At 38.7% G+C, this 12,723-nt stretch carries 14 protein-coding genes; 5 read left to right on the top strand and 9 right to left on the bottom strand.

The window, feature by feature from the left end; translation table 11 throughout:
* Positions 1 to 6: 6 nt before the first annotated feature.
* The 4 genes from folK (at position 7) to panD (ending at position 2,832) form a co-directional block, all read left to right on the top strand.
* Positions 7 to 498: a 2-amino-4-hydroxy-6-hydroxymethyldihydropteridine diphosphokinase gene (folK, locus tag ABWP91_RS03120; RefSeq protein ID WP_353241987.1), complete on the top strand. Its 492-nt coding sequence runs from the start codon at positions 7 to 9 to the stop codon at positions 496 to 498.
* Between the two features lie 58 nt (positions 499 to 556).
* Positions 557 to 1,348, top strand: coding sequence for a 3-methyl-2-oxobutanoate hydroxymethyltransferase (panB, locus tag ABWP91_RS03115; protein ID WP_353241986.1), 792 nt, complete (start codon positions 557 to 559; stop codon positions 1,346 to 1,348).
* Positions 1,349 to 1,374: 26 nt separating this feature from the next.
* The gene (gene panC, locus ABWP91_RS03110) at positions 1,375 to 2,238 is read left to right on the top strand and encodes a pantoate--beta-alanine ligase (protein WP_353241985.1); all 864 of its coding nucleotides are present in this window, start codon (positions 1,375 to 1,377) and stop codon (positions 2,236 to 2,238) included.
* A gap of 213 nt (positions 2,239 to 2,451) precedes the next feature.
* Positions 2,452 to 2,832 (top strand): aspartate 1-decarboxylase, encoded by a 381-nt coding sequence (gene panD / locus ABWP91_RS03105; protein ID WP_353241984.1) that lies wholly within the window; start codon positions 2,452 to 2,454, stop codon positions 2,830 to 2,832.
* A gap of 61 nt (positions 2,833 to 2,893) precedes the next feature.
* Here panD and ABWP91_RS03100 read toward each other — a convergent pair whose 3' ends face one another.
* From ABWP91_RS03100 to ABWP91_RS03060, 9 genes are all read right to left on the bottom strand, one after another.
* The gene (locus ABWP91_RS03100; RefSeq protein ID WP_353241983.1) at positions 2,894 to 3,433 is read right to left on the bottom strand and encodes a fimbrial protein; all 540 of its coding nucleotides are present in this window, start codon (positions 3,431 to 3,433) and stop codon (positions 2,894 to 2,896) included.
* Between the two features lie 12 nt (positions 3,434 to 3,445).
* Positions 3,446 to 3,979, bottom strand: coding sequence for a fimbrial protein (locus ABWP91_RS03095; protein ID WP_353241982.1), 534 nt, complete (start codon positions 3,977 to 3,979; stop codon positions 3,446 to 3,448).
* Between the two features lie 6 nt (positions 3,980 to 3,985).
* Positions 3,986 to 4,993 carry a fimbrial protein gene (locus tag ABWP91_RS03090; protein WP_353241981.1) on the bottom strand — a complete coding sequence of 336 codons (1,008 nt, stop codon included), beginning with the start codon at positions 4,991 to 4,993 and terminating at the stop codon, positions 3,986 to 3,988.
* 21 nt (positions 4,994 to 5,014) lie between these two features.
* On the bottom strand, positions 5,015 to 6,898 hold the full coding sequence (locus ABWP91_RS03085) for a fimbria/pilus outer membrane usher protein (RefSeq protein ID WP_353241980.1): 1,884 nt from the start codon (positions 6,896 to 6,898) through the stop codon (positions 5,015 to 5,017).
* Positions 6,835 to 7,593: a FimD/PapC N-terminal domain-containing protein gene (locus ABWP91_RS03080; RefSeq protein ID WP_353241979.1), complete on the bottom strand. Its 759-nt coding sequence runs from the start codon at positions 7,591 to 7,593 to the stop codon at positions 6,835 to 6,837. Before ABWP91_RS03080 ends, ABWP91_RS03085 begins: the two co-directional genes overlap by 64 nt.
* Positions 7,594 to 7,613: 20 nt before the next feature.
* Entirely contained in the window at positions 7,614 to 8,291 is a 678-nt protein-coding gene (locus ABWP91_RS03075; RefSeq protein ID WP_353241978.1) for a fimbrial biogenesis chaperone, read from the bottom strand.
* Between the two features lie 190 nt (positions 8,292 to 8,481).
* The gene (locus ABWP91_RS03070) at positions 8,482 to 9,027 is read right to left on the bottom strand and encodes a fimbrial protein (RefSeq protein ID WP_353241977.1); all 546 of its coding nucleotides are present in this window, start codon (positions 9,025 to 9,027) and stop codon (positions 8,482 to 8,484) included.
* A gap of 767 nt (positions 9,028 to 9,794) precedes the next feature.
* Entirely contained in the window at positions 9,795 to 10,565 is a 771-nt protein-coding gene (locus tag ABWP91_RS03065) for an ABC transporter permease (protein ID WP_353241976.1), read from the bottom strand.
* A complete protein-coding gene (locus tag ABWP91_RS03060) occupies positions 10,565 to 11,503 on the bottom strand; it encodes an ABC transporter ATP-binding protein (RefSeq protein ID WP_353241975.1) in 939 nt (312 codons plus the stop codon). Before ABWP91_RS03060 ends, ABWP91_RS03065 begins: the two co-directional genes overlap by 1 nt.
* A gap of 257 nt (positions 11,504 to 11,760) precedes the next feature.
* Here ABWP91_RS03060 and can point away from each other — a divergent pair, with 257 nt between their 5' ends.
* Positions 11,761 to 12,414, top strand: coding sequence for a carbonate dehydratase (gene can / locus ABWP91_RS03055; protein ID WP_219246097.1), 654 nt, complete (start codon positions 11,761 to 11,763; stop codon positions 12,412 to 12,414).
* Positions 12,415 to 12,723: the final 309 nt, after the last annotated feature.

Raw genomic sequence — 12,723 nt, 5'->3', positions numbered from 1 at the left:
CGCGTTATGGAACGAGTCTATATTGCAGTAGGAAGTAATCTTGGTGAGCCACTTAAGCAGGCGCAGCAAGCTATTGCAGCCTTAGACGCTATTCCTGATAGCCGTGTTATTGCCACTTCACCTATTTATCGCACCAAGCCTTTAGGGCCCCAAGATCAGCCAGACTTTTTAAATCTGGCTGTGTGCCTTGAAACAAGCCTTGAGCCCGAAGCATTACTCAACTACACCCAACAGATTGAACTTGACCTTGGCCGCGTGCGCAAAGATGAACGCTGGGGGCCGAGAACCCTCGATCTCGATATCATGCTTTTTGGTAATCGTGTTATTAATACGCCACGATTGACGGTTCCGCATTATGGGCTGAAAGAGCGTGAATTTATGTTATATCCGCTCAGCGATATCGCCCCTACCCTTGTTTTTCCAGATGGCGAATTGCTGTCTGAAAGACTCACACACGTCCCGCGTAACGGCCTGCTATTTTGGGATATCGACGCCTAAAATAATCAACCTCTTCTGAGGTGTGGTCGTTGGGAGATCATTTCCGGAGGTTATTATAATGAAACCAATTTCTCTGGCTGATTTATGTCAGTTTAAAAAAGACAAACACAAATTTGCAACCATGACCGCCTACGATGCAAGCTTCGCTCAATTATTTTATGAGCAAGGAATTCAAGTGATGCTGGTAGGCGACTCATTAGGTATGACTATTCAAGGTGAAACCAGTACTTTACCTGTTACTGTCGAACAAATTGCCTACCATACTCGCTGCGTCCGTAAAGGAGCACCCAATGCCTTTATCATCGCAGATATGCCATTTATGAGCTACGCCACCCCAGAACAAGCCTGTACGAATGCAGCTATTCTAATGCAGGCAGGGGCAAATATGGTCAAAATCGAAGGCGGTAGTTGGTTATGTGATACAGTCAAAATGCTAACTGAACGTTCAGTGCCAGTTTGTGGCCATTTAGGGTTAACACCACAAGCCGTTAATGTGTTGGGTGGGTACAAAGTACAAGGTCGTGACGAAGTGACGGCTAATCAGCTAGTAAAAGATGCAATTGCCCTCGAAAATGCAGGAATTCAGCTGTTAGTACTTGAATGCGTGCCAACATCATTGGCTAACCACGTCACAGAAGAACTGTTATTACCAGTTATTGGTATTGGCGCAGGCAATGGAACGGATGGGCAAATTTTGGTAATGCATGATGCATTAGGTATCACAGCTCGCCCGCCGAAATTTGCAAAAAACTTTCTAGCTCAGGCAGGAAATATGCATGATGCCATCCGCTTATACGTACAAGAAGTGGAAGAAGGCATTTACCCAGCTGAAGCGCATTCATTTTCCTAATTAGCCAATATATAAGGATTACTTATATGATTATTGTTGAAACGGCATTAATACTTCGCCGCGAAATTCGCCGCTGGAAACAAGAAGGCAAGCGAATTGCGCTTGTCCCAACCATGGGAAATTTGCATGATGGTCACTTAACATTGATTGACCAAGCCAAACAACAAGCTGATATTGTTATTGCGAGTATTTTTGTTAACCCAATGCAATTTGATAGGCAGTCAGACCTCGCGAATTACCCTCGCACCTTGCAAGAAGATAGTGAAAAACTCAAACGTAAGGGAATAAATTTAATTTTTGCACCATCACCCCAAGAATTTTACCCTGAAGGTATGGAAAAGCAGACTTTTGTTGAAGTACCTGAGCTATCCACTATGTTAGAAGGTGCGAGTCGTCCTGGCCATTTTAGGGGGGTGGCAACGGTCATTACAAAACTGTTTAACCTTGTTCAGCCTGAAATTGCTTTGTTTGGTGAAAAAGACTACCAACAGCTGCAGTTAATTCGCAAATTAGTTAATGACTTATCTTTTGATACTCAAATTATCAGTGTGCCAACGGTGAGAGCCAAAAATGGCCTTGCACTGAGCTCTCGTAATAATAATTTATCTGCTGATGAACTAAAAACTGCGCCTATGCTGTATCAAATTATGCAACAAGCAGGAGAAAAATTGATGGCTGAGCCAAATTCATCTGACGATATTATTGCGAAGATGAATGACCGATTACGTGAAGCAGGCTTTACCCCTGACGAGCTGTTTATTCGTGATGCAGATACGTTATTGCCACTCAGTGATACAAGCAAACGTGCGGTAATTTTAATGGCCGCATGGTTAGGTCAAACCCGTTTAATTGACAATTTGCAAGTTGACCTGCAACGCGATATTGCATAAAAATAAGTCACTTATAACAATAAAACAATACATTGCAATTACCGTGTTCATAGTATTAGTTATAACGCTGTCAATCGAATAGCTATCATTTTTCAAACTCATTCGGTTCACAGCTAGGCGGTAAGTTATTGAGTCCCTAGGAGCATACATAAGTATGTGACTAGGGCGAAATAACGTCACCAACAACGCTGTGAACCGAATGAGGAAGAAAAAATGTTAAGAAGAATGCTACAAGGCAAACTCCACCGAGTCACGGTAACTCAGGCTGACCTCCATTACGAAGGTTCTTGCGCTATCGATCAAGATTTTATGGAAGCTGCGGGTATCCTTGAATATGAAGCTATTGATATTTACAACGTTGATAACGGCGAACGTTTTTCAACTTATGCTATTTCGGGTGAACGTGGCTCTAAAATTATCTCTGTTAATGGTGCTGCTGCACGCCGTGCCGCTGTTGGGGATAAACTGATCATTTGCTCTTACGTGCAAATGGAAGATGAAGATGCGCGCCTTCATAAACCAAAAGTGGCTTATTTTGATGAAAACAACGTGATGAGCCGAGTTGCCAAAGCGGTTCCGGTACAAGTCGCTTAAGGCATAATAGAAAGAAAAGCACTTTATCAATTGGCTTGTTGAAGTGCTTTCTTATTAACGTTTAATTATAAATAATCTCTAAACTCATTGTCGCATTCGCTGAACCCGGTGAAACATCATTATTTGTTTGCTTGTAATAACTGCGAAAGTTCATGGTGTAGATACCTTCCTCAGTACTACTTAGATGATTGTTTTTTCTTGCAATATCCACGACACTCCAATCCCCACCATTAATGCTAATTTCTGTTTCAACACCAAATCCTTTTGCCATGTCAGAAGCTTTATCTAACTCTGCGACGGTTCGAAGAGTCCCTACTGTGAAACCATTGAAGAAGGTTGAAATAGGAACACCTTTTGGACAATCCAAAACAACGTCCCAATCCGCTTTTTCACTGGTTGAGCCAACATAATCACCAAATCCATCCTTACCAAGCACCATATCTCCCAAAGCAATATTTTGTATCTCTGAAGATAGCACCTCACAGGTACTCATCTTGATGCCACCTTTAATATCAAACAAAGTGTCATAACTTAGTGCTGGTGAAGATATTAATGAAATATAAGCACCTATAAAATAAGTGTAGCCTTTTTTTGTCATCATTTTTGCTACTCCTTAATTATTCTGGATCACAAGCGTAATGGATGCGTTTGCATCACCCGCCGTTGGGTTTTTAGTTAAGAGGGAATAGCGTGCTCTGAGCTTTAATTTAGAACCTTCTCGCTTGAGTTCTTCCGCATTTAGCAGCACACCGATTTCATTGGCTTTTCTTTTTACCCAGCGAGAACCTGTAGGTGAATAACTTTCAAGCTCGATTTCTATACCTTTCGCACTATCCGCAGTTTGGTCGATAGCAAAGTGCGCATTTGCTGAGGCCGCACCTTGAAATGCACCAATAATTTGAGTTGCGTGTTGTTTACAATTAAAGTCGAGTTCAAACTGAACCCAATCTGTTTCCATTCTGCCTGAATCTTCTTTATTTAAAAACCAAGTCCCTAGTTCCACATTGCTTACTTTTGTTTCAATATTACACGTCCCCGGTTTTATTGTTCCCTTGTAATTCAGCCTGATAACGCTTTTAGCTGATGCGAAGCAAGAAAACATCACAATGACACTCAATACCAATAAGTAAGATACTTTCTTCATCATCTGCCCCTACCTATAGATGAGTGTAACGGTGACTTGCGCATTGCCATCTGTGGCTTCGACATTGTTCGATAATTTTACATATTTAAAATCAAAGCTTTTATCTATAACTTCACTGTTATTACCGGTTGTTGCAAAGAGGTATTCATGGGCACTTCCAGAACTTCTATCCCCACCGATTTTTAGTGCGGTTGATTTTCCTGACTCAAACATTTGCACACCAAACCCAGGATTTTCATCATTATTTTCTAATAAAATGACGTCATTACCGATGTTGCTAGGATGGTGATTATCTGCAATCGTGTAGTTCACTTTCATGTTATTAGGGCACTCAACTGTCATGGAGTGAGTCGCTGAACCAAAGTTTTCCCCTACCCTCAACGACCTAACTTTTGCATAATCGTAATAACCTAAATTTACCGTTTCCCGTGCTGTTCTGACTTCACAGGTTTTAGCTTCCCAAAGGATTAAAGGGTCGTCAAAATTAATAATGCCTGAACCAACTTCCCAATTCATTTGTGGGTTAGCACAATTAACAGGAAGTGAGCGGATCTTCGCTTTTACAAAACCAACAGGATCAATAGGGCCACTTTTTGTTTTTACATAAGCAATTCGAGCATCAACTAATACTTTTTTTTCTGTAATATTTAAAAAATGATCATTTCTACTTGAGCTCCAATTAGTCACATTTTTCACTCGACCACTAATGATGTACCCTAACCCAGATATCCCTGTGTCATAGACATCATAAGAATCACTCCCGATTGTCGTTTTAAGCCCTGTTGCGACCCCATTAAAAAGTAAATAAACAGTATAAAAGCCAGTATCTTTCGTAATACACACTTCATCACCAGGCTCACTGTAAAACTCCTCCCAACCATTACCTAAAACAGCACCTACACTCGCTTTTTGGTCTGATGCCGTAATTGTAAAGTTACTCGGCCAAAATGTTACAGCGCTCGCTTGCAGCGAAAATATGGAAAGACACGCTAAAAGGATAATTTGTTTTAGTTTCATGTTCATCTCTATTCGCAATAATTAACGGCAGTTCACCGACAAAATAGGTAAATGCTGCTTTAATTGCTCTGCGGTTAATTGGTAGTCTGCAACACATTGTTCTTGTGTACCTTTGCCCCATTTGACGTGTAAACGACCTATTTCAGGCATTCCACTCAGGTAAACCTCGCCATTTTCATTCGAAATCCCCGTACTCATATCTTGGTCTTCTACTTTCGCTAATTGCGCTAATGCACCAAATGGAACGGGTTTACCATTATGGCTAACTCGGAATAACAAGCGATAACCAACGTGGGTTTGATAGTTAGCCAACATCGCTGCGCCTTTTGTTGGCACAACAGAGATAGTATTTGTTTTTAATTCAACATTATCCGGTAAGGTGTCAACATCCAAAATAATTTCATTTTTCGCATAGGAATTTAAATAAGGGACTATCGCATAGCCACGCCAATCTGTTTTAACGCCCGTTCGGTTCATTACCCGAACATTTTCAGCACCTGGTGCTTTCACGATTGCAAACGCATCATTAATTGGTTGTGCAAGCGTTACACCACCTGAGTGGACAACAACGGCACCACTTAAGCCGTAGTTTGCTCGTTGTGAATGCCTGTCATAACCATAGCCTGCATTCGCAATTCCATAAGCGCCACGATATGAAGCAGATGCATTGCCGCCCGCTTGTGTGCCTTTATTTCCATAAGACTGCTGAACAGAATAATTTAAGTTATTGTCTTCCAGTAAATTGCCACTCACTCCAACAGACGCGTCGGTTTTACCGCTATTATCAGTTGTCATGCTGGTATTCAGTGACGTTCGATTGCCCGATGAATCACCTAACGGGATGGATACTGAAAAAGAAAAAATATTGTCTGCTTTATTCTGATAAGGAGAATCGGAATAACTGTAATTAATATTGTAAGTTATACCTTGGTAGTTATTACTGTAACCCGCACTCATCGAGCGTTCTTTACCAGATCGAGTCCAATAATCTTGCTGGTACGTTGAAAAATATAAGCTACCAAAATCGTTCAATGTTTGGCTGACCGATATCTGGAATCGATTTTTCTTTTTACCGCTGTAGCGCGTGTTGCTATAACTATTTGCTTCCGAAAATGTGTAATAACCTTCCGTTGAATAACGGTAATTCGCTAATGTTAATGAGGTTCCTGTGGTTAGCATGTTTTTGGAATACTGAAAACGATATGATTGGCCACTTTCATTTTCTTTTTTCCCTAGCAAATTTTCAGTTTTAGCATGGGTGACATCCGTAGAAAATGCGCCAAAGCTGCCTAAATTAACACCAACACCAACGGCATAGGATTGATAATCTTTCGAAAATAAGCCACCTGTATACCCAGTTAAGCCTTTAGGAAAGCCATAAATAAGCGTACTTTGCACAAAATCAGGCTCTTTTTCATCTGCGTTAGATTTGTATTTCCCGCCAGTAACTGAGTATTTTAACTGACCTTCTCGCTGCATAATGGCAAGTGATGAAAACGGAACAATAAACGAACGTTCTGAACCGTCCGCTTCTTTGACAGTAACTGTTAAGTCACCACTTGTGCCGGTTGGGTACAGGTCATTAATTTCAAATGCACCAGGCGCCACATAAGATTGGTAAATCACATAGTTATTCTGTGTGATAGTTACTTCTGCGTTACTTTGTGCAATGCCACGAATAATCGGCGCAAATCCCCTCAGTGAGCTAGGTAGCATTGATTCATCACTGCGAAGTTGCATACCACGGAACTGAAACCCATCGAATATTTCTGTTGGTGTTGTGGTATCACCTAAAACTAATTGTGATTTTAAAAAATTGATCCCACGCTCTAGGCTGGTTTCTATATTCCGCCATTCTCTTTGACCCGAGCTATCCGTATAGGTCGAATAGTTTTTAAGCGCCATGGGCCAAGGTTTAAACCGCTACGTAAGTTAAGATAATGAGAATTGGTGTCTTTACCACCATTACGGCTCCAATTATTTGAACCGCTATAATAATAATTCAGTGCTAACGCTGGGATCCCATTTTCCCACTGGCTCATAGGCACTGTTCCTGATGCAGTTTTATCCATCGCAATCTGAGGGATAGAAATACGCAGTCGTTGCTGGTTTAATTCGAGTTTTGGTTGTGCGTCGGGAATAACTGTATCAATAGCACCGATGCTTTCTTCCGAAGAAAGCATCGCTAATTTCGGTAATGAATCAACCTTAACCCCCCATGCAGCTAGCTCTGCTTTTGTGAGTACAGGAATAAGTTGGTCACTATTTTTATCATAAATAAAATCAATATCTTTAGAGTCAACACTGATTCCATTCACCATGATATCAACATGATATTGGCCTTCCATCTGCCCTCCTGGTTTGGAGAACTGTTCGAGATTTTGAAGGTCAGCCACACTTTGCCCATTGACCACACTCAACGAATTTGGACTAAAATAGTCATCCGCCAACGCACTATTTACCACTGAGCTTGCAACGATAACCCCAGCAATAACCTGATAAACAATTTTCAATTGAAAGTGTAATAACCCATTATGCGGACATGTCTCATGCCCATTTATTTGCTTATTGATTTTCTTTTGTCGAGTTATACAGCGCATAATGAATAACCATCCAAATTTTATTTCAGTGTTTGCATTTTCACTTTAGTCAAAGAACCGTGGTCGTTAACAGAATTCCACGACACCTCGTTCGCTTGAATACCTGAAATATTCCATGAAGCTTCCCCCATCGGAGGAACCATTCCTGGGTTATCAATTTCTTTATTCCCAATTTTCAACTCACCAAAAGACACATAATAAGGCGTCGGATTTTTAGCACTTAATATATTTCCCTGCTTTGTGAAATGCAGCATCTCATAAGATGAAGCAGCTTCTGCACTAGGAATATCTGCGGGTCTGTAGATCAGTTTGATTTTATTATTGATGGAGATATTCAAACTATTCTTCGAGTTAGGATCGCTAGGTGGAATGGATTTCACATTAAGCCAATAAACGGATTCTCTATCAGTAGGTAAACGCGGATCTGTTAATACAATACGAACTGCATTACCTGACTCAGGCTCTATTCTAAAAAGTGGAGGAGTAACAGTAAAAGGCGGTGTTAATGTGTCTTTAGCATCAAAATTATCAACCCATGATTGAACAAGATACGGTTTTTTGTCGTCATTTCTCACTGAAATTGATGCCTCTTTTTTTGAGCCATCATAAATAACGCGTGTTCCACCCAATACCACGCTGGCGTTCGCATTGGCTGCGGCAGTGCTCAGTAGCACTAGAGCAATAAGAAATTTTTTCAAAATATTCCCCTATAGAAAAAGAAAGATCCCACGTTCCTTCGAACTTCCGTTAAAAACGTTATATTTATTGGTCGTCATTACTGTGTATAAAAATAATTTTATTAGTTTTCAAACGATGTCAAAAAGAGGGAAAAAACATATCCTTAATCCCTCTTTTTGCACTCTAGGGAAATACGCCCTAGAAAATGATCTATTGGTTATATTGAATAGTGACTGTTACATCTGCGTTTGCATTTCCAGCAGTGACTGTCTCTGCGGTTGTCATATAACGCGCATAAAAGGTTTTAGTTCCCTTATTATCCGTTAATGTGATTTCATCAGCTTGAGAATTTGGCGTATAAAAATTAGTCCCTACCGCAGAACCTGAAATACCAATCCCAACTTCTGGTACATCACTCACGCGATGTAACTCTGTGTTCTCACTATGCGCTGTACCACCAAAAGAAATACGCGCCTTACCTAATGCGGATGGGCAATTCACTAAACCAATCGTGAAAGGAACTGCATCTGTCGTTTCACCTACTTTATCGAAAGTGGCTGTTTTCCATGTTCCTAACTCAACTGTTCCTTCGCCTTTATTCTCATCATTAGTATCAACTGTGCAGGTTGAATCTACGAATTGGCCTTTAAAGTGGATAATACCTTGGCCATCACCATCACCAATTGCAGCATTTGCCATACCAGAGAAAGAAGCTGCAACAATAGATGTAATTAATAAAGTTTTTTTAAATGTCATAGTTGACTCCTACTTATATAAATAAATAATTTTTAATAATCTATGAGTGCAACATTAAAAGTATTCATTAAATAATTATTGCACAGTGTCTTTAACTCACGAAAAGTATATTAGTCTTTTTTAATTAAATCCATATTAAGAGTATTTCATGAAATTCAACTTAGGGTGGTTCATCTTATAATAAATAAACCCAAAAATAGAGTGAAACTAGAATTTAATTCTAGTATATTAAACAAAACAGAACTGATAACGATAACATTAACTTAAAATATTTTTTTTATTAATATTTAAGTAACTGTAACATGATATTTCCCCAGAAATATAAATTTATACTCTCGGTGTAATTTCAATTATTTTATTCTTAACTAGTAATGAAATTAACAAAAACCCAATAATCTCAGTTTTTAATGCTAATTATCCCATCATTTCAATTGATAATTTCAATAAAAATAAATCAACAAAAAATTACGCAAAACCACATAAAAAAGATAAAAACGGGAGGATTCTTAATGCTTTTTAATTAATAAAAATAAAATACAGTTTCTCTAGATTTAAACTCCATATTTTGGCATCACATTTTTTAGTTAATATACCTAAACATTCTGAGTGTTATGAAAATTTCCAATTCAGTTAATTTAATAAACCAATCGCAACCCTTATCTTCGCTATAAAAAATAAAAAAGCTGCACCTAATTCGCTAAAACTCACGACTAGGTGCAGCTTTTATTTATATTTAAGTAATTACACTTAATTTATTTAATAACTAGTTAGCTACGTAACCCTCTTCCTTGCTCAATTAAATACCATGTCAATAAATAGAAGACGATTAAGAAAATCATTAAAACGCCCAATGTAACTGCTATAGAAACGTCTGCAATGCCTAAGAAGCCATACCGAAAACCACTAATCATATACACAATTGGGTTTAATTTAGATACCGCCTGCCAAAATGGGGGTAATAGGGAAAGTGAATAAAAAACACCCCCTAAGTAAGTTAATGGTGTTAAAACGAACGTTGGAACTATGCTGATATCATCAAACGTTTTCGCAAATATTGCATTTAGTAGCCCCGCCAGTGAGAAAACAATCGCTGTTAATAACAACGTTATGATGACCATAAGCCATGAATGCACTTGTAATGGAATGAAAAATAATGAAACTAACGTCACAAGGAAGCCAACTAAGATCCCTCTTGCCACACCTCCCCCGACAAAACCAGCAATAATAATGTGGGTAGGAACAGGCGCAACCAGTAATTCTTCAATATTTTTTTGGAATTTTGAGCCAAAGAACGATGAGCAAACATTCGAATAGGAGTTAGTGATCACCGCCATCATAATCAGTCCAGGAACGATAAACTGCATATAGTCTACCCCACCCATATCACCAATTCGTGAACCAATTAAATTACCAAAAATCACAAAATACAATGACATGGTAATGACTGGTGGCAGCAAAGTTTGTATCCAAATTCGCCCAAATCGAGTAACTTCTTTTATCCAAATTGTTTTTAACGCAACCCAATACAGTGAGAACATTATGCAATCTCCTTCTCTGCCGTATGGCTTTCTTTTTTGACTAAGCTAACAAATAATTCTTCTAAACGATTCGCCTTATTACGCATACTCAAAATTTGAATACCTTGTTCGTTCAATTGACTAAAGACGCTATTCAGTCCTTGCTCCCTTTTAACATCAACCTCTAATGTTGATGTGTCTATCAATCGAGACTCATAACCTAGTAACTGAGGAATAGGACTTTTTGGCATTAAATCAAAAATGAAGGTCTCTGATTCCAATTTACTCAGTAACTGTTTCATACTGGTATTTTCAACTAACTCACCATGTTGAATGATCCCAATATTACGGCACAGCATCTCTGCTTCTTCTAAATAGTGGGTTGTTAAAATAATTGTTGTGCCTTGGGCATTTAAATTCTTTAAAAATGACCACATAGAACGGCGCAACTCGATATCGACACCTGCTGTAGGTTCATCCAAAATCAATAATTTTGGCTGGTGCATTAACGCTCGAGCGATCATTAACCGCCGCTTCATCCCGCCTGATAAGTTACGAGCACGTTCGTCGCGTTTCTCCCACAAATCTAACTGCGTCAAATATTGTTCTGCACGTTGTACAGCGACAGAACGCGTCACACCATAATAACCCGCTTGGTTTAGGACAATCTGCAAAACGGTCTCAAACGGGTTGAAGTTGAATTCTTGGGGAACCAACCCAAGCTGCTGTTTTGCGTGTACGACTTGTTTATCTAAGTCATAGCCAAATACTTTCACTGAGCCACTGGTTTTATTAACCAATGAGCTGATAATACCAATCGTTGTTGATTTCCCTGCACCATTAGGGCCTAACAATGCATAAAAATCACCATCTTCAACATGTAAGTCGATTCCTCGCAGAGCCTTAACGCCACCTGAATAGGTTTTTGTTAACTGCGATAACTCAAGTGCATACGTCATATATAAAAAAACCCTTTATTCTTAGGACGGTTTGGAGGCAATATACGCTTATGATGCCACTTTTTTCTGCTCTATGTTATGCAGAAAAGTGATAATAGATTTCTATAAGATAATTCAATATGTTACTAATTGAGGGTTGTCTTGTCTAAATGAGTGGTTCATTATACCAATGTTGTAATTAGTATAACTAATTATTAATTAATCAATAAATGTTGTATAAGATTTTATCGCACAGTAACACAACTAGGCTATAAGTCATGATGAGAAAAATCGAAGAGCTGTTTGCTAATAATGAAGCATGGTCAGCCTCTGTAAAAGAACAAGATCCTGAATTCTTCAAAGAATTATCAAAAGCACAAAAGCCAAGATTCTTGTGGATTGGCTGTTCGGACAGTCGAGTCCCCGCTGAAAAATTAATCAATGCTGCACCGGGCGATCTATTCGTTCATCGTAACGTTGCAAACTTAGTTATCCATACCGACCTTAACTGTTTATCGGTCATTCAATATGCTGTTGATGTACTGCAAGTTGAACATATCATTATATGCGGCCATTATGGTTGCGGCGGTATTGAAGCTGCGGTGGATAACACAGAATTAGGCCTTATTAATAACTGGTTATTGCACATTCGTGATATTTGGTACAGGCACAGCTCAATGCTGGGTGAATTAAAACCTTGTGAACGGTTGGACCGCTTATGTGAATTGAACGTAGTAGAACAGGTGTATAACCTAGGCCACTCTACTATTATGCAATCTGCATGGAAACGCGGCCAAAAAGTAATGATCCATGGTTGGGTTTATGGTATCAATAACGGTCGACTTCAGGATTTACATATCACTGCCGATAGTCGAGAAAAACTTGAACTCTGCTATCGTGAATCAATATCAAACCTGACACAAAAAAAATAATTTAACTTTTTTAAAAGCCCTTTTATATAGGGCTTTTTATTATTCAGATTCAGGATAAAAACAACATTTAATAAAATTAAAATAAATAATAGAAACAGCATTTAATACAATTTAAAAAATCTTACCAATCACAATTAATAAGTGTAACCGCTCATGGAATTATGATACGTAACAACCCTCAACAACTCTAATTTCGTATTAATTTATTAAGTTGATTTAAAAGGAAAAACAAAAAAACGCCAAATTAAATATTAGATTAACTCCATTGCAGACCATTAATAACATCTAATAATAAAGAAAATCTCATCG

Source organism: Providencia sp. (assembly GCF_040396775.1).
In the GTDB taxonomy this organism is placed as follows: domain Bacteria; phylum Pseudomonadota; class Gammaproteobacteria; order Enterobacterales; family Enterobacteriaceae; genus Providencia.
Note: the sequence above shows the minus strand (reverse complement) of the source record. Positions and strands in the feature narration are given on the sequence as shown.

Bases quoted from the DNA above. Each gene is read 5' to 3' on its own strand.
- folK (WP_353241987.1), top strand. From the start codon at position 7: ATGGAACGAGTCTATATTGCAGTAGGAAGTAATCTTGGTGAGCCACTT.
- can (WP_219246097.1), top strand. From the start codon at position 11,761: ATGATGAGAAAAATCGAAGAGCTGTTTGCTAATAATGAAGCATGGTCA.
- ABWP91_RS03085 (WP_353241980.1), bottom strand. From the start codon at position 6,898: ATGGCGCTTAAAAACTATTCGACCTATACGGATAGCTCGGGTCAAAGA.
- ABWP91_RS03060 (WP_353241975.1), bottom strand. From the start codon at position 11,503: ATGACGTATGCACTTGAGTTATCGCAGTTAACAAAAACCTATTCAGGT.
- panD (WP_353241984.1), top strand. From the start codon at position 2,452: ATGTTAAGAAGAATGCTACAAGGCAAACTCCACCGAGTCACGGTAACT.
- panC (WP_353241985.1), top strand. From the start codon at position 1,375: ATGATTATTGTTGAAACGGCATTAATACTTCGCCGCGAAATTCGCCGC.
- ABWP91_RS03090 (WP_353241981.1), bottom strand. From the start codon at position 4,993: ATGAAACTAAAACAAATTATCCTTTTAGCGTGTCTTTCCATATTTTCG.
- ABWP91_RS03095 (WP_353241982.1), bottom strand. From the start codon at position 3,979: ATGATGAAGAAAGTATCTTACTTATTGGTATTGAGTGTCATTGTGATG.
- ABWP91_RS03100 (WP_353241983.1), bottom strand. From the start codon at position 3,433: ATGATGACAAAAAAAGGCTACACTTATTTTATAGGTGCTTATATTTCA.
- ABWP91_RS03070 (WP_353241977.1), bottom strand. From the start codon at position 9,027: ATGACATTTAAAAAAACTTTATTAATTACATCTATTGTTGCAGCTTCT.
- panB (WP_353241986.1), top strand. From the start codon at position 557: ATGAAACCAATTTCTCTGGCTGATTTATGTCAGTTTAAAAAAGACAAA.
- ABWP91_RS03065 (WP_353241976.1), bottom strand. From the start codon at position 10,565: ATGTTCTCACTGTATTGGGTTGCGTTAAAAACAATTTGGATAAAAGAA.
- ABWP91_RS03080 (WP_353241979.1), bottom strand. From the start codon at position 7,593: ATGCGCTGTATAACTCGACAAAAGAAAATCAATAAGCAAATAAATGGG.